Origin of the sequence: Desulfobulbus sp., assembly GCF_030824455.1 — a bacterium.
In the GTDB taxonomy this organism is placed as follows: Bacteria; Desulfobacterota; Desulfobulbia; order Desulfobulbales; family Desulfobulbaceae; genus Desulfobulbus.
This window is the reverse complement of record NZ_JAVBXR010000028.1, coordinates 38041-54508: the sequence shown is the minus strand read 5'-3', so window position 1 is coordinate 54508 and position 16468 is coordinate 38041. Positions and strand designations below refer to the sequence as shown.

Sequence of the window (16468 nt, the reverse complement as noted above, 5' to 3'; positions counted from 1 at the left end):
GCGGCCTTGATAGTGTTCCTTGAGGGCCAGAAAGAGCGCATACTCTCCAACCCAGGGGTGAGCGCAGGCAAACTCGTCAAGCAAGTCCCTGTTGTTGGGGGTGGCCCCAAAACGTCGCCAAGCCGCTTGAAGCAGGTTGTTTTTAAATGCGGCTGCCCGCTGGTAGTCAATCTGGTATTCGGAAAAACCGAGGTTGGCAAGGTCCTGTTGGCCAACGAACCCCTGCTCGACCAAATCTTCCACGCTGATCAGCAACGGATTGCCGGCAAAGGCGGAATAACTCATGTAGGGAGAGTTGCCAAACATCGGGCTGGTTGGCCCGATGGGCAGAATCTGCCAACTGCTCTGCCGACTCTTTTGCAAAAAATCGATAAAATTGCGTGCCGAGAGCCCGATGTCGCCAATGCCAAAGGGTCCTGGCAGGGAGAAAACCGGAAGCAAAATTCCGCTTGATCTTTGCCGGAGAATGTTTACCGATGTAGCATTGTCCATTGTAATCAACTCCCTCTGAGGCGCGATGCTTACTCGCTTTCATGCAACAATTTTCCACCCATCTCACCCTTATATACGCTTTTTTCGCATGAATCACACTCTTTGATTGCTTTTTTCCTTTGAGAGATTAGACTATAGTATTCTTTTGCCCATAAAATCACTTTGTGCGTTTATGCACAGAATAAAGGAGAAGGCAGGTGCTTGCTGGTATAAAAAATGACCTTCTTGAGGCCGGAAAGGATGAGGGATGCATCACATTTCAACATCTCAACGAATTGCTTCCCGAACAGGTGAAAGATCCGGGGGCAATTGAAGAACTCTTTGATTTTCTTGGGGAAAATAATATTGAGATTGTCACCCAAGAAGAATCGGGAAAAAGAAAAACTCTGTCCGGCGAAGAATGGACCGGCAAGAAAAACGGTGAGGACGACGGCTCTGCCGACAGTTTGCCGGACAGCGAAGAGCATGAGTCCGAGGAAACCACCACCACCTACCTCAGGGAGATGGGACAGTTTGATCTGCTGACCCCCGAGGAAGAGGCCAAATATTCGAAGACCATCCGCGAGGGATTTGACGCCATTATTGAGGCGATCCGCCTGGACACCTCCGGGGTCACCGAAATCAAGATGCTAGTTGATCGCATTGATCTTTGGCAACGTCGCGACCCGACCCTGAAGCCCAAAAAACAGCAACTCAACTACATGCGGCATTGCGCCAGCATTGCCCATCGCAACTACCCGGAAAAGCGTGAGCTGTTTGAGTTGACGACCAAAATCGAAGCCTACCATCGCTCCATTGATTTTGCCAAGGATTCCATGATCCGGGCAAATCTCAGGCTTGTGGTCTCCATCGCCAAACGCTACATGCACCAGGGGCTGACGCTGGCCGACCTGATCCAGGAAGGCAACCTTGGCCTGATGCGGGCTGTTTTCCGTTTTGACTACAAAAAAGGCAACAAATTCTCCACCTACGCTTCGTGGTGGATTCGGCAGGCCATCACCAGGGCCATTCTCGACAAAACCCGGACTATCCGTCTGCCGGTGCATTTTCTCGAGTTGCGCAGCCAATTCTTCAAAGCCTTTTACTCCCTGCTCAAGGAGTTGGGGCGCGAACCGACCCCGGTTGAAATTTCCAAGATGACCGATCTGCCCATGGACAAGATCCTGGCGATCCTGGAGGCTTCACGCGAACCGATTTCCCTGGAAACTCCGGTGGGGGACGACGATTCCACACTGGGCGACTTTCTTGAAAATCAGGAGTCGGAGTCGCCCTACGATGCAGTCCAGAACCGGGAACTGGCCCATCGGGTGACTGAGGTGTTGTCGACCTTGACGGATCGCGAGGAAAAAATCATCCGGCTGCGCTTTGGCATTGGCGAAAAAGCGGAATACACGCTGGAAGAGATTGGCAAACGGTTCAACGTATCGCGGGAACGCATTCGCCAAATCGAGAAAAAAGCTCTCAACCGGTTGCGGCATTCAAGCCGCCGGGAAAAGCTTCGTTTTTTCCTTGATTAAAACATCTCGCTCATTAAACGGACTCAAGCCCCTTGCATAGAGGGGCTTCTTTTTTTCACATTGGAGCATGCTGGAAGCAATATGGATGCATACATCGAGCAAGCCGGTCTTGGCCGGATTCTAGCCAAGGTTCGAAACGATGAACGCCTTTCCCTGGAAGATGGGCGGCAACTCTACCAGCACCCCAATATTCTCGCCCTTGGCGCCCTTACCGACATTGTCCGGGAACGCAAGAACGGCAACCAGGCGTTTTTCATCTACAATCAGCACATTAACTATTCCAACGTTTGCACCAATCTCTGCAAATTCTGCGCTTTTGGCCGGGAAAAAGGACATGCGCTTGCCTATGAGATGAGTGTTGACGAGGTCAAGGACAAGGTCAGGCAACGGCTCGACGAACCGATCAGTGAGATTCACATGGTCGGCGGCATCCATCCTGATTTGCCGTTTTCCTATTATCTTGACCTGTTGCGCGGCATTAAGGAAGTGAGGCCCGAGGTCCACATCCAGGCGTTTACCTGTGTGGAGATTCATCACCTGGCCCAGCTGGCCGGCAAATCGGTTGAGCAAACTCTGCGCGAGTTGATGGCCGCTGGTCTGGGGTCGCTGCCCGGCGGCGGAGCCGAGGTGTTCAGCCCGCGCATTCGCCAGTTGACCTGTGAGCGGAAGCTCTCCGGCGAGGGTTGGCTGGAAGTGGCAAAAATTGCTCATAAACTGGGGCTGCGCACCAACGCCACCATGCTTTACGGGCACATCGAGACCGTGGACGAACGATTGGAGCATCTAGACGCCCTGCGTCGCACTCAGGACGCCACCGGCGGTTTCCTGGCCTTTATCCCTCTGGCGTTTCATCCTAAAAACACTGAGATGGCGGAGCACTCCAACACCACCGGCATCAATGATCTGAAAAATATTGCGGTCAGCCGACTAATGCTCGACAATTTTCCGCACATCAAGGCCTATTGGGTGATGATTGGCCCCAAACTGGCCCAGGTGGCGCTGGCCTTTGGAGCCGACGACATGGACGGCACGGTCAAGGAAGAGGTGATCACCCACATGGCCGGCGCGGAAACCGAACAGGCGCTTGGCCATAAAACCCTGATCCGTCTAATCCAGGAGGCTGGCCGCCAACCGGTGCAGCGCGACACCCTCTACAACGTCCTGGCCACCTTCTGAGCGCACGCTATGCACGGAACCATTGCAAAAATCGAGGCTGGGGAGCGGATTGACGGCAGCGATTTTCTCCGTCTGGCCCGCGAGGCAAGTCTGCATCAGTTGGGCTTTCTGGCCGGTGCGGTGCGCCAGCGGCTCCATCCGGAACCGGTGGTGACCTACGTTATTGACCGCAACATCAACTACACCGACATCTGCATCTCCGCCTGTAAATTCTGCGCCTTTTTCAAAGCCCCGGAGGATCCTGCCGGCCAGGTGCTGACCCGAGAGGAACTGGCTGAAAAAATTCGCGAAACCCAGGCCCTCGGCGGCACGCAAATTTTGCTGCAGGGCGGGTTGCACCCAGACAAGCCTCTCGAGTTTTACGAAGAGATGCTTCGGTTCATGAAAACAACCGGCATCCATATCCACGGTTTTTCACCCCCAGAAATCCATCATTTTTCCCAACTGTCCGGTTTGCCGGTGACCAAGGTGCTCAAGCGATTGATTGCCGCCGGCCTTGATTCCATCCCCGGCGGCGGCGCGGAAATTCTCTGCGACCGGGTCCGGGAAGAAACGGCGCCCAAAAAATGCAGCGCCGATCAGTGGATTGCGATCATGGAGGGCGCCCATTGCCTGGGCCTGCGCACCACCGCCACCATGATGTTTGGCCACATCGAGACCCTGGAGGAACGGCTGGAGCATTTGCAGCGGGTGCGCGATCTCCAGGATCGAACCGGCGGGTTTACCGCCTTCATCCCGTGGCCGTTCCAACCCGATCACACGCCGCTGGCTGCAGCGCGTACCATTGAAAAAACCACCGCAATCAGCTACCTGCGCATGCTGGCGCTCAGTCGTCTCTTCCTGGACAACGTGCGCAACATCCAGGCCTCTTGGGTTACTCAAGGGCCCAAAATTGCGCAACTGTCGCTTTTTTTCGGCGCCAACGACTTTGGTTCCACCATGATTGAAGAAAACGTGGTGGCCGCCGCAGGCGTCAATTTCCGGCTCTCGGAGCAAGAAATCAGACGACTGGTCAGCGACGCCGGATTTCAGCCGCAACAGCGGTTGATGGACTACACCCCGGTCTGATGTCTGCGGAGCTGATATGCATCCACAGCGCGCCCTGGGTCGTTCCGGTCAGCCGTCCGATGATTGCGGACGGCGGCGTGGCGGTTGCCCAGGGGCGAATTGTCGCGGTTGACGTTCTGCCGCGGTTGCAGCAGCAATTCCCTCTGGCCAAGCACATCCATCATTCCGCAGCCGCCCTGACTCCGGCCCTGATCAATGCCCACATCCATCTTGAGTTGTCGCATCTGGCCGCACTTGCCGCCGTCCCCCTGCAGACGAGCTTCACCGGTTGGATCAGCCAATTGCTGCAACTCCGCGACAGTCTGGGCGCGACAGGAGATCAGGTGCAACGGGCGGCAGAGCGAGTGGCGGCGCAACAGTATGCGAGCGGCGTCAGCGCTCTGGCCGACATCGGCAACACCCCCATGGGCCGCAACCTGGCCGGTGCCTTTCCAGGACGTTTGTTCCCGTTTAAGGAATATCTGGGTCTGGCGGCGTTCACGCTCGATAAAAATCTCAATCGCCTGGAGCAGGAACCTGAAAGCGTTCTCTGCTCCGGCCACGCCCCGTACTCCACCCATGGCCGCTTGTTGCAACAGTTGAAGGCGCGAGCCGCTTCCTTGGGGCACATGTTTCCCATTCACACCGCTGAATCAGCTGCCGAAGGCGAATTGATCCGGGAGGGCAGGGGAGCGATGGTTGATTTTGTCCGCACCCGTGGTTTCTGGGACGGCGCCTTTGTCCCCCGGGGCAGCGGCGGCTCAATTAACTACCTGTATGATTTGGGCGTGCTCGACGCCGCCACGCTCTGTGTTCACGCTGTCCATGTCTCTCCTGAGGAAATCAGGATTGCGGCCGGCGAGGGCGCCAAAGTCTGCCTATGTCCGGGCAGCAACCGTTTCTTGCGCGTCGGCGCGGCCCCGGTCCGCCAGTATTTAGAACACCGCATCCTTCCGGCCCTAGGCACAGACAGCTTGGCCAGCAACCCCCAACTCTCCCTGTGGCGGGAAATGCAACTGCTGACCGAAGATCAGCCGGACATTGACCCTGCCGCTATTTTTGCCATGGCCACCTGGGGCGGCGCCGAGGCTCTGGGATTGGGAGATTGTCTTGGCGCGCTGGAGCCGGGCAAGGACGCCGATGTGCTGATTGTTCCACTGCCTGCGGCAACACGTACTGTCGCGCAGGTTTACGGCCATTTGATTTCCGCCGGCGCCGCCATCCACCCCACCCGCGCCGAACACTGAACAGAGGAGACACGCTATGGCCCGCATCGGCATGGTCAACTACATTAATATGGCTCCAATCTACGAGGTGTGGAAAGAGCGCGTCTTGCCGGCCGACTGGGAAATCGTCGAAGGTCAACCCAGCCAGCTGAACAATTTGCTGGCTGAGAACCGCATCGACATGGGTTTCGTCTCTTCCTACGCCTATGCGGTGAAACCCGAGAGCTATCAGATTTTGGCCGATCTTTCGATCAGCGCCACTGGGCCCGTTGGCAGCGTTTTCCTTTTTTCCCATGTGCCGCCAGAGGCCCTGGACGGCGAGTTGGTTATGCTGACCGGCCAATCGGACACCTCGATTCGGTTAGTGAAAATCATCCTCGAAGAGTTCTATCATGTGCAGCCCCGGTATACGGTGGGCGACGTCTGCGACGAACAGGGAAAAGCCGATGGAGTGCGCGCCGTACTGGCGATTGGCGACGACGCCCTGCGGCTCAACGCCCGCAAACAGTATCCGGTGCAGTTGGATTTAGGTGAGATTTGGCACGCATCCACCGGACTTCCCTTTGTTTTCTCGGTGTGCACAGTCCGCGAGGCCTTTCTTGCCGAGCATGCCGAAACGGCCAGGGCGATCGGGCAGACGCTGGTTGATTGCCGCGAACAGGGCGCTCGACGCATGGCCGAAATCTGCGACCGGGTGGCCCGCCGCATTCCCATGGACTGCGAAACCTGCTCCCGTTATCTCATGGGCATTGAGCACGATCTTTCCCCGATCAAAATTAAGGCTCTAGAGCGTTTCTTCCAGTATCTGGTGGATCGAGGCGAGGCTTCGCCGGCTGCCCTGCCATTGAAAATTTTCAGCTAACTTCGGTTAGTATCCTTTTATCAGGCAGTTGTTCGCATATACTTATGAAAAACATCACGCTTCCCGACGACAAGAAAAAATTTGTTAAAGAGAAATTTTCTTCGATCAGCGGGCGCTACGATCTGCTTAACTCACTGCTTTCCCTGCAGATTGATCGTTATTGGCGCTGGCGGACCACTCGTCTGCTGAAAAAATTTCCCGACGGTTGGGTGCTTGATCTCTGCGCCGGCACCTTGCCTCTGTCCCTGGAGTTGACCCGACAAGCGGCAAACCGCCGGGTGCTTTCCGTTGATTTTTGCGAAGACATGTTGCGGGCCGGAGCCAAAGCGCTGCCCACCGATCATCGTAAACCCCGCATCTTTCCGGTCTGCGGCGACGGTGAAATCATTCCAGCGCCGACCAGCGGCTTCTGGGGCTGCACCGTGGCCTTTGGGGTGCGCAACCTGTCCCGCACCCTGCAGGGTTTGCAGGAGATGCACCGCATCCTTAAGCCCTCCGGCAAATTGCTGATTCTTGAATTTTCCCGGCCGACCAATCCGATCATCAAGCCGATTTACAGTTTTTATCTGAATCGGGTTTTGCCGGCGGTGGCCGGGCTCATTTCCGGCGACAAGGAAGCCTACCAATACCTCGCCTCTTCGATTGCCGCCTTTTACGAGCCGGAAGAGTTGTTGGCCTTGATGCGTGAGGCTGGTTTTGCCACCGTGCAGCGCATCCCCTTGACCTTTGGCATTGTGTCCATCTACATCGGAGTCAAGGGATAACATGGCCGATTGTCAGCGCCTCATCCTGGGAATCACCGGCGCCACCGGCATGCTCTATGTCCCGGCCCTGCTGCAATTGCTGGCGGCGCAAAACATTGAGGTGCACGGCATCGCGTCAGATTCGGGCCGCAAAGTGCTGCGTTTTGAATTGGGGCTTGACCCGGAGCAATTGCCGCAGGTGACCCGTTGGTTTGCGCCCGACGATTTCACCGCGCCGCCGGCCTCGGGTTCCGCCCCCTACGACGCCATGGTGGTGCTACCCTGCACCATGGGCAGCCTGGCCGCGATTGCCGGCGGCTATTGCGGCAACCTGGTGCACCGCTGCGCCGACGTCACCCTCAAGGAACGACGTCCCTTGCTGCTTGCCGTCCGGGAAACGCCGCTTAATCGCACCCATCTCAACAACATGCTGACCGCCCACGAGGCCGGCGCCATTCTTTGTCCGCCGATGCCCTCATTTTACAATCGCCCCAAGGATATGGACGAGATGGCCCTGCACTTTGCCGCCCGGATCTGCGATCTTCTCGGCGTGGCCGTGCCCGCCGGGTCCATTAAACGGTGGCAGGGATTTTGACTATGTGGAAAAAAATCGCCATCCTGCTTGAGATGATCAAATTCAAGCACACGGTCTTTGCCATGCCCTTTGCCCTGATGGGCGCTTTTCTTGCCCAGCGGGGCGCGCCAAATCTGTCGGTGTTTTTCTGGGTGATTCTGGCCATGGTGGGGGCGCGGACCAGCGCCATGGGATTTAACCGCATCGCGGACCTGCGCTTTGACGCCGCCAACCCGCGCACCGCCGGACGCGCCCTGCCCGCCGGCGAGGTGACGCTGTTGGCCTCCTGGGGCATGGTGCTGTCGGCCAGCGCGCTCTTTATTTTCGCCTGTTACATGCTCAATCCGCTGACGCTGAAGATCGCTCCGGCCGCCTTGACGCTGACGCTGTTCTATTCCCTGACCAAACGTTTCACCTGGTTCTGCCATGTGGTGCTCGGAGTGGCGCTGGCCTTTTCGCCGCTGGGCGGCTGGGTGGCCGCAGCCGCAACTCTTGACGGCTACCCGTGGGTGCTGTCGCTGGGCGTTCTTTTTTGGGTGGCTGGTTTTGACTGCATCTACGCCTGCCTTGACGCCGATTTCGACCGAGAAGCCGGGCTCTATTCAATGCCGGCGATCTTTGGCCGCCGCAACGGCTTTCGCATTGCCGTTTTTTTTCACGTCTTGGCCTTTGTCCTCTTCACCCTGACCGGGCTCCACCAGGGACTTAACCTGTGGTATTACGCCGGACTTGCCGTCACCGGCGCAGCCCTGTTTTACCAGCATCTCATCGTCACCCCCAAAGATCTCTCCCGCATTCGCCAATCCTTTTTTTCCATGAACGGATTGATTGCCCTGACGCTTTTTTGCGCCACTTGGCTGGCGTTGGCAACGGCCTCCTGAAATGAAAACGCTCCGCTCCGGGCTCGCAGCCCTGTCGTGTTGTCTGCTGTGCGCCGGCAGTGCGACCTCGCAATCCGCCGACGTCGGCGCCGTCAGTGAACTCCAGGCCGCCCAGGTGCACGCGGCCACCTTGGCCGCCATCTTTTCCGGCGACGAAACCATGCACTACGCGGTTTCCTGGAGCGGCGGCGTCAAGATTGGCGACATTTATCTGAGCATTCGCCCGGAAAAATCGCAGCCAAACGCCTACGTCATCGCCGCCAAGGTCAAGGATTATGGACCGCTGGCAGTGTTCTATCCGGTGGACGACGCCTTCCGCTGTCTGGTCGGCGGCCCGATGAAACTGCCCTACCGTTATGAAGTCGAGCAAAAGGAAGGCTATGGCCGGGAAACCACTCGCCTGACCCTGTTTGACCAGCAGGCGCGGGTGGTGCGGTATCAAAAAAATAAGGAACAACCGCAGACCTTTGCCTTGGCCGGTCAAGCGTACAACGAATTTGCCTCGTTCATCATCACCAGGGCGCTGGCGTTCAGGGTAGGCGAGGAGATTGTGGTGCCCACCTTTGCCGATAAAAAACGCCATGAAGTGCGGGTTTCGGTGATCGAACGGGAAAAACGGGCAACGGTGTTTGGCGACAAGCAAACCCTTAAAGTGCAACCTAAGATGCACTTTAAGGGTTTGTACGACAAGAGCGGCGACACCATCCTCTGGCTGACCGATGATCGGTGCCGGGTTCCGGTGGAGATTCACTCCAAGATTGTGGTGGGATCGTTGGTGGCGGAACTGGTCGATTACGCCAATTCCGCCTGCCCTGAATTGAAAACAACGTCCGGAGGCCGACCTCAGGAAACAATGAGGTGAAGCCGATCTAGCCGATCTTGACTTCGATTTTTTTGGGTTGCGCCGGCCCGACCTTGGGCAGCCGCACCTTGAGCACGCCGTCGGCCAGGGAGGCCTCGATGTTGTCCTGATCAATGGTTTCCGCCACCGTAAACCGCCGCATGTACTGACCGCTTTCGTATTCCTCCAAAATGAGCCGGCCTGTCTGTTGTTGCAGCGGGCGATGGCCCTGAATGGTCAAAATGTTGTCTTCCAGGGAAAGGTCAATGCCCTCGGGACTCACGCCGGGCATGTCGGCAATCACAGTCACGTCTTTTTCGGTTTCAAAGATGTCGACATGCGGGGCAAAGTAGGTTTCGGTTTTGGTGGTTTCACCGTTTGGCGGCGCGGTCTTTTTCTCCTGGATTTTCAGTTCCTGCTCGGTCATCTTGTTCCCTCCTATTCGGCGGTGACTTTGATCTGACGGGGAGTGAGTTCGGACGCCTTCATCAGGGTGATGGTGAGGATGCCGTTGTTGAGCTTTGCGCCGACATGCTCGGAATCGACCTTGATCGGCAGGGCCACAGCCCGGCTGAAACTGCCGGATTCGATTTCACGGCGATGGTACGACACGCCGGCTTCGCTGAGGCGGCTGTCGCGCTTGCCCTGGAGGGTCAGGGTGTCGCCCTCAATCGACAGTTCCAGGTCTTCGGCCTTGACTCCAGGCAATTCCGCCGTCACAATCACCCGGTCGGCTTCTTCATAAATGTTGAGCGCCGGGTAGACGTTGGCCCGGCTTTGGACCTTGCCCTTGTCGACGTAGGAGCGGGAAAGTTCGTCGAGCCCCTGACGAATCCGTTCAAATTCGGCCCAGGGATTGCGGAAGGCCGGTCGATCTGCAAATCGTATGAATGCCATGCTGCACCTCCTTGTGGGGTCAATGGTTTGTGATGATGGGAAAAGTAAGGCGCTGAAAGAAGTTGTCAAGGACGAGAACCGCACCTGCAAAGGCGGTTGCTTTTTCAGGGCAAAACGACAACAATATCCGTAAACGCCGTTGTCTTGAATTCTTATGTTTGAGGAGTGAAAAATGAGTGAGGCTGTAATCGCCACCAATTGTCCGGATCTGCACCTGCTGCATCGCGGCAAGGTCCGGGATATGTACGAAATTCCGGGCCATGAAGACAAACTGCTGATGGTGGCCACCGATCGGATTTCCGCCTACGATGTGGTCATGGCCGACCCTATCCCCGGCAAGGGCAAGGTGCTGACCCAGATTTCCCTGTTCTGGTTTAAATTGCTGGGCGACATTGTCCCCAATCACCTGATCAGCGCCGAGGTCGACCAGTTTCCCGAGGTGTGCCGTCAATATCGCGATCAGTTGGAAGGTCGGTCCATGCTGGTCAAGCGGACCAGGGTGGTGCCGATTGAGTGCATCGTCCGCGGGTATCTCTCTGGTTCCTTTTGGAGCGCGTACCAAAAAAACACCACGGTTTGCGGGTTTGCCCTGCCTGCGGGCATGCGTGAGTCCGACAAGTTTCCCCAACCGCTGTTCACCCCGTCCACCAAAGCGGATCTGGGGCTGCACGACGAAAACATTTCGGTTGAGCGGATGCGCGAGCTGGTGGGTGCTGAACTCACCGACGCCATGGCCAAGGTCAGCGTCCGTCTCTATCAACAAGCCGCCGATTACGCCCGCACCAAGGGGATTATCATCGCTGACACCAAGTTTGAAATGGGGATGGACAACGATAATACCCTGTTGCTGGTGGATGAGGTGCTGACCCCGGACTCCTCACGGTTCTGGCCGCTGGATCAGTACACTCCGGGCCAGGGGCAGCCGAGTTTCGACAAGCAGTTCCTGCGCGACTACCTCTCTTCGCTCGACTGGAACAAACAGCCGCCGCCGCCGCCGCTGCCGGCTGAAATTCTTGAAAAAACCCAAAGCCGCTACCTCGAGGCGCAGCACAAGCTGACCCTCTAAGCGCTGTCCGCGTTGTTCAGCTCTCCTCTGCCAAGCCGTCGTCGGCAGAGGAGAGCTGAACCGCCACCCGTATCGCCACCCCGTTGTACGTCGCCACATCGCCTGCATAGAGCTTTTTTCGTTTTCTGGTTTCCACCACGCCGTTCACCTGCACCAACCCCTGACTGATCAGATACCGGGCCTCTCCGCCGCTGGCGGCGAGATTTTCGCGCTTGAGCAGTTTGTCCAATTCAATATAGTCGGTGTTCACCACCGCAATGGTTACGTCGCCATCGTTGTGCACAGTATGCTGACCTCAGGGAAAAAGGGGATTGGGAATGCTGTTCCGGCTACGACGATTGGTTTGGATGTCGTCGTGGGAAAAAAGGCGCCGCCAGCTTGGGATGGTCGAGACCGTTTGATCTGTAAACCGGATTTACAGCGCTCGCAGGAATTCGGGTTTGAGCGCCAAGGCGCCGGCTAAGGCCTGATCAAGCAAGGCCAGGGTCTGCGCTTTGTCTTCGGGCAATTTTGCCCGGATGGGCAGATAATTGGAGGCGTGATTGGCGTGGAAGAGGCCGTTGTTGAGGTTGGTGGCGGCGATCATGGCGCGCAGTTCCCGCAACACGGCCAACGGTTCGGGGAGAACAAAGCGGCCGGCCTGGATTTCGGCATGGAGCGCGGTCCCTGGTTCCAGCATCAGGCTGAGCGCCCCCACGAATTCGGGGTCAATGGCGCTCAACACCCGTCCGGTTTCAACGGCGTGGACGGCCGAACGCTCCGGCCCGGCAATGCCCAGCAGCACCGTGATCGACAAGGGGATGCCTGCGGCCTTGGCTTTTTGGCCCATGGCAATCATCTGTTCGGCTGTGGCGCCTTTGCGCATCCAGGTCAGGGTGGGGTCGTCGCCGCTCTCCAACCCCATGTAGGCGATGCCCAGCCCGTGTCGACGCAATTCCCGCAAATCCTCAACGGTCTTGAGTTGCAGACATTTGCTGTTGGCGTATATGCCCACTCGGGTGATCTGCGGCAGTCGGTTTTCAATCCGCTGGAGAATGGCAAGTAGCCGTTTCTGAGGAATGATCAGGGCGTCGCCGTCGCAGAGAAACAACCGGCGGGCATGGGGAAAATGCTCGGCGGCATAATCAATGTCGGCAAAGATGACCTCGTCGGACTTGATTGAAAAACGCTGCCCCTTGTACATGCCGCAAAAGGTGCATTTATTGTGGGAGCAGCCGGTGGTCGCCTGCAACAGGATGCTGTTGGCCTCGCTGGGCGGCCGGTAGATGGTTCCTTGATAGTGCATGGAGGCGGACGTCAAAAAATAAAAGATTAAGCAAGTGGTTTAAGTCGTGCAACCAATTCCGCCATGTTGCGACGAACTTGCAGGTATTGATCTGCGCTCAGGCCCGCGCCCAGGCCGACCTTTTCCGCCATCTCCGCAGTGAGAAAATCACCGGGCGCGTGGGCGTCGGCGTTAATAGCCAGCAATGCCCCGGTTTTTTCCGCCATCCGGACGACGTGCCCATTGGTGAGACTGTGGCCCTTGCGGCCCGAGAGTTCCAGGAGAATCCCTTTTTTTGCCGCCAGGGCAGCCTCTTCCTCGGTGATAAAACCGGGGTGGGCGAGCAGATCAACATCGGCGTCCAGAGCGGCGCGATTGGTTCCGGGCAGCACCGGTTCCACCGGGGTCTCGCCGTGAACCACAATCAACTGAGCGCCCAAGGCCCGCGATTGCGCCGCCAACGGGCCAATCAGGGCAGGGGGCACATGGGTCAGTTCCACGCCGATGATCAACTGGGTGGTGTTGACCGGGTTCAAATCCCGGGCCGCCTTGATCAGGTTGGGGATCAGGATATGAATGTTGGAAGAGTCAGCATGGTCGGTAATGGCAATGGCCGCGTAGCCCAGGTGTTCAACCCGACGGACATGCTCGGACGGCACCAGGGCGCCGTCGCTGAAAAAAGTATGGGTATGGAGATCAATCATCATGATTTTTCAGTGAGTTGAAAGCCAATGTTAAGGTTCGCTGCGCAGCCGGCCCTTGAGGGAATGTTTGCCGGCCTGGTCAATCACCACCCTGGCCAGATCGCCGGGCGCAAAGGATTGGCCGTCGGCGGCAAAATGCACCACCTGGTTGACCGGGGTTCGTCCCCGGTACGCCGCATGGTCGCCGCTTTCAACCATAACCTCAACTTCACGGCCCATGGATTCGGAGTTTCGCTCTAAAGAGATCTCGTCCTGCAGCGTTTGGTATTCCTGCAAACGCCTGCTTTTGATCTCTTCCGGAATTTTGTCGGTGAAATCGGCAGACCGGGTGTGGGGACGATCCGAATATTTGAAGGAAAAGGAGCCATGGAAACGAACCGTGCGTAAGAGGTCCAGGGTGGCCTGGAAATCCGCTTCGGTTTCCCCGGGAAAACCGACAATAATGTCGGTGGCTAGGGCGATGTCGGGTTGCAATTGGCGCAGTTTGGTCACCTTGTCGAGATAACTTTCCACCGTGTACTTCCGATGCATCCGCTCCAACACCGCATTCGAGCCGGACTGAACCGGCAGATGGAAATGCGGGCAAAGGATGTCAATCTCAGCAAAGCAGCGCATCAGGGGTTCGGAGAGGTCCTTGGGGTGCGAGGTGGTGAACCGCAGTCGACGCAACCCTTTGATTGCGGCCACCTGACGCAGCAATTGGGCAAAACCGACCTCGGTCTCCGCCACCTTGTTGGTCAGTCCGTAGGAATTGACGTTCTGTCCCAAGAGGGTGATTTCCTTGACGCCTTGACTGGCAAGGATTTCCACCTCCTCGACAATGTCCGCCACCGGCCGGCTGATTTCGCGGCCTCGGGTGCCGGGAACCACGCAATAGCTGCAGTAGTTGTTGCAGCCCTGCATGATGGTGACAAAACGTCGAAAACCATGCGGGGTAGGGGAGGGGGGCGCATTGATCAGCAGTTTCTGGAAGGGTGGGATGGCAAAGGAAGCCTCCAGGTCGGTGGCGATTTCCCTGGCGCTCACCCGCTGGGTCAAGCGGTCGAGCATCTCCGGCAACCGATAGATCTGCTGGGTGCCGACGATCAGATCAACATGAGGCATCCGTTCCCGGATATGTTCGCCCTCCTGCTGGGCAACGCAGCCGGTGACGCCAATCAGCAGATTAGGATTGCTGGCTTTTTCCTCGCGCAGTTGTCCCAACAGGCTGAACACCTTTTGCTCAGCTTTTTCGCGGATGCTGCAGGTGTTGATCAGAACAACGTCCGCCCCGACGGCGGAGTCGGTCGGCACATAGCCTTCCTGGGCCAGCAACTGCTCGATGATTTCCGAGTCCCGCTCGTTCATCTGGCAGCCAAAGGTCTTGATATACAGATTCTTGCTCATAAACACGGATTCACAGGGACGTTCAGTCCAAAATTCATGTATTTCCTCCTGGTGTGTCACGGGGAAACAGCGTCAGATCACCGGCCAGGGCCTCAAGCAGACGCATGGTTTCGATAAATCGGCAATCCAGGGTTTGCATCCGCACCAGACCTTGTTTGGCCGAGACAGTGGAAAGAACGGCCAGCCCGTCATACCCTTCCAAGATAAAGCGCAGCCAGCTGATTTTCTCCGGTCGGATGCGCAGATGCCATTCAACCAGGCGCGGCAGTGCGGTTGCAGGCGTAGCAGAGGGGGCAGGGGACATCAGACGGTCAGAGAGGCGTCGACGTCTCCCAGAAGATGCTGGTGTTTCTCCAGCACCGGCGCAACTTGTTCCCGGAGAAATTCTTCTGTCTGCACGGCGGCGCGGCCGGTAAACTGCTGATAGTCGCCGATCAGGCCGTTGAGTTCCTGGTAATCAAAAGGCACGCGCTCGTCCTCGGCCAGTCGATCCAAGAGGTTATTGCGCAGTCCTTGATTTTTTACATCAGATCCGGCGGCCACCGAGTGCTCGCGAATCACCTCGTGCATTTCCTGCCGGCTCTTGCCGCGTTCAACGCAGGCCATCAGAATTTTTTCAGTGGCCATGAACGGCAGTTCTTCTTTGAGATGGCGTTCAATTTGCTTAGGATAAACAACCATATCGTTAGTGATATTGATGTACAGCTTCAAAATGGCGTCGGTAAGCAGAAAGGCCTGGGCCATGTCCATCCGGCGGATGGCGGAGTCGTCCAAGGTACGCTCAAACCATTGGTTGGCCGCTGTGGCTGCAAAATTGGCCGGCAGCCCCATCAGTTTTCTTGCCAGCCCGGTCATTCGTTCCGAACGCATCGGGTTGCGCTTGTAGGCCATGGCCGAACTGCCGACCTGCTTGCTTTCAAAGGGCTCTTCCTGCACTTTGAGGTTGGAAAGCAGGCGGAGATCAACGGCAAATTTATGGGCAGATGCGCCAATCCCGGCCAGGGTTTCTGAAGTTTTCATATCAAGTTTGCGCGGATAGGTTTGGCCAGTCACCGCAAACACCTGATCAAAGCCAATTTTTTCCGATACCAACCGGTCAAGTTCGCGCACCTTGGCGTGATCGCCGGCAAACAGTTCAATGAAGGTGGCCTGGGTGCCGACAGTGCCTTTGGCTCCGCGCGCCTTGATCTGGCCCTCCAACTGCTCAATGTAATCAAGATCCATCAGTAAATCTTGAAGATACAATGTGTTGCGCTTGCCAACGGTGGTCGGTTGGGCCGGTTGGTAATGGGTGAACCCCAGAGTGGCCAAATCCTTATAACGAGCGCAGAACTCCGCCAGATTGGCGATCACCTTGAGCAGCGATTTTTTAACCAGGCCCAGGGCGCGTTTCTGGATAAGCAAATCAGTGTTGCAGACCACAAACTGGGATGTGGCGCCGAGATGGATGATGGGCTCGGCCAACGGGCACTGCTGGCCGTAGGCAAAGACATGGGCCATGACGTCGTGACGTATTTCCCGTTCTTTGGCGGCTGCGGCCTCGTAATCAATGTTTTCGGTGTTGGCCTTGAGTTCGGCCACCATCTCGGCGGTCACGGCGGAAAGGCCGAGTTCGTGCTGGGCCTCGGCCAGGGCGACCCAGCATTTGCGCCAGTGGGTGAATTTAAAACGCTCGGAAAAAAGTTCCTGCATTTCCCGACTGGTGTAGCGGGAAACCAATGGTTCCTGATAGATGTCGCGATTCATGGAGATGCTCTTGGTGATGTTCATGGATGAGGTGTGTGGTGTTTAG

19 protein-coding genes are annotated in these 16468 nt (G+C 57.0%); 10 read left to right on the top strand and 9 right to left on the bottom strand.

Going from position 1 to position 16468, the window contains the following annotated elements; translation table 11 throughout:
* A partial coding sequence (locus RCH93_RS04920) for a 4-alpha-glucanotransferase (protein ID WP_306547210.1) occupies positions 1-441 on the bottom strand: 441 nt, incomplete at its 3' end.
* Positions 442-689: 248 nt separating this feature from the next.
* Between RCH93_RS04920 and RCH93_RS04915 the strand changes: the two genes are divergently transcribed.
* The 9 genes from RCH93_RS04915 (at position 690) to RCH93_RS04875 (ending at position 9380) form a co-directional block, all read left to right on the top strand.
* Positions 690-2009 carry a sigma-70 family RNA polymerase sigma factor gene (locus RCH93_RS04915; protein ID WP_306547209.1) on the top strand — a complete coding sequence of 440 codons (1320 nt, stop codon included), beginning with the start codon at positions 690-692 and terminating at the stop codon, positions 2007-2009.
* A gap of 81 nt (positions 2010-2090) precedes the next feature.
* Entirely contained in the window at positions 2091-3185 is a 1095-nt protein-coding gene (gene mqnE / locus RCH93_RS04910; protein ID WP_306547208.1) for an aminofutalosine synthase MqnE, read from the top strand.
* Between the two features lie 9 nt (positions 3186-3194).
* Entirely contained in the window at positions 3195-4253 is a 1059-nt protein-coding gene (gene mqnC, locus RCH93_RS04905) for a cyclic dehypoxanthinyl futalosine synthase (RefSeq protein ID WP_306547207.1), read from the top strand.
* Positions 4253-5479: an amidohydrolase family protein gene (locus tag RCH93_RS04900; protein ID WP_306547206.1), complete on the top strand. Its 1227-nt coding sequence runs from the start codon at positions 4253-4255 to the stop codon at positions 5477-5479. The genes mqnC and RCH93_RS04900 overlap by 1 nt, the downstream gene beginning before the upstream one ends.
* 16 nt (positions 5480-5495) lie before the next feature.
* Positions 5496-6320, top strand: coding sequence for a menaquinone biosynthesis protein (locus RCH93_RS04895; RefSeq protein ID WP_306547205.1), 825 nt, complete (start codon positions 5496-5498; stop codon positions 6318-6320).
* Between the two features lie 44 nt (positions 6321-6364).
* Positions 6365-7084: a ubiquinone/menaquinone biosynthesis methyltransferase gene (locus RCH93_RS04890; protein WP_306547204.1), complete on the top strand. Its 720-nt coding sequence runs from the start codon at positions 6365-6367 to the stop codon at positions 7082-7084.
* A gap of 1 nt (position 7085) precedes the next feature.
* Positions 7086-7658, top strand: a complete 573-nt coding sequence (locus RCH93_RS04885) for a UbiX family flavin prenyltransferase (protein WP_306547203.1) — start codon at positions 7086-7088, stop codon at positions 7656-7658.
* Positions 7659-7660: 2 nt separating this feature from the next.
* Positions 7661-8518: a UbiA-like polyprenyltransferase gene (locus RCH93_RS04880; RefSeq protein WP_306547202.1), complete on the top strand. Its 858-nt coding sequence runs from the start codon at positions 7661-7663 to the stop codon at positions 8516-8518.
* A gap of 1 nt (position 8519) precedes the next feature.
* Entirely contained in the window at positions 8520-9380 is an 861-nt protein-coding gene (locus RCH93_RS04875) for a DUF3108 domain-containing protein (RefSeq protein WP_306547201.1), read from the top strand.
* A 7-nt stretch (positions 9381-9387) separates the two neighbouring features.
* On the opposite strand, the gene RCH93_RS04870 is transcribed toward RCH93_RS04875, so the two are convergent.
* A complete protein-coding gene (locus tag RCH93_RS04870) occupies positions 9388-9786 on the bottom strand; it encodes an Hsp20/alpha crystallin family protein (protein ID WP_306547200.1) in 399 nt (132 codons plus the stop codon).
* Positions 9787-9797: 11 nt separating this feature from the next.
* Positions 9798-10256 carry an Hsp20/alpha crystallin family protein gene (locus RCH93_RS04865; RefSeq protein WP_306547199.1) on the bottom strand — a complete coding sequence of 153 codons (459 nt, stop codon included), beginning with the start codon at positions 10254-10256 and terminating at the stop codon, positions 9798-9800.
* A 172-nt stretch (positions 10257-10428) separates the two neighbouring features.
* On the opposite strand from RCH93_RS04865, the gene RCH93_RS04860 reads away from it, so the two are divergent.
* Positions 10429-11322 carry a phosphoribosylaminoimidazolesuccinocarboxamide synthase gene (locus tag RCH93_RS04860; protein WP_306547198.1) on the top strand — a complete coding sequence of 298 codons (894 nt, stop codon included), beginning with the start codon at positions 10429-10431 and terminating at the stop codon, positions 11320-11322.
* Between the two features lie 16 nt (positions 11323-11338).
* Here the strand turns inward: RCH93_RS04860 and RCH93_RS04855 are convergent, their stop codons facing one another.
* From RCH93_RS04855 to purB, 6 genes are all read right to left on the bottom strand, one after another.
* Positions 11339-11605 carry an RNA-binding S4 domain-containing protein gene (locus RCH93_RS04855; RefSeq protein ID WP_306547197.1) on the bottom strand — a complete coding sequence of 89 codons (267 nt, stop codon included), beginning with the start codon at positions 11603-11605 and terminating at the stop codon, positions 11339-11341.
* A 132-nt stretch (positions 11606-11737) separates the two neighbouring features.
* Positions 11738-12607, bottom strand: a complete 870-nt coding sequence (locus tag RCH93_RS04850; RefSeq protein ID WP_306547196.1) for a radical SAM protein — start codon at positions 12605-12607, stop codon at positions 11738-11740.
* A gap of 26 nt (positions 12608-12633) precedes the next feature.
* Entirely contained in the window at positions 12634-13290 is a 657-nt protein-coding gene (locus RCH93_RS04845; RefSeq protein ID WP_373693259.1) for a histidinol phosphate phosphatase domain-containing protein, read from the bottom strand.
* Between the two features lie 30 nt (positions 13291-13320).
* Positions 13321-14682 (bottom strand): tRNA (N6-isopentenyl adenosine(37)-C2)-methylthiotransferase MiaB, encoded by a 1362-nt coding sequence (miaB, locus tag RCH93_RS04840; RefSeq protein WP_373693256.1) that lies wholly within the window; start codon positions 14680-14682, stop codon positions 13321-13323.
* A gap of 28 nt (positions 14683-14710) precedes the next feature.
* On the bottom strand, positions 14711-14980 hold the full coding sequence (locus RCH93_RS04835) for a DUF4911 domain-containing protein (protein ID WP_306547192.1): 270 nt from the start codon (positions 14978-14980) through the stop codon (positions 14711-14713).
* The gene (gene purB / locus RCH93_RS04830) at positions 14980-16422 is read right to left on the bottom strand and encodes an adenylosuccinate lyase (RefSeq protein WP_373693258.1); all 1443 of its coding nucleotides are present in this window, start codon (positions 16420-16422) and stop codon (positions 14980-14982) included. Before purB ends, RCH93_RS04835 begins: the two co-directional genes overlap by 1 nt.
* Between the last annotated feature and the right edge of the window lie 46 nt (positions 16423-16468).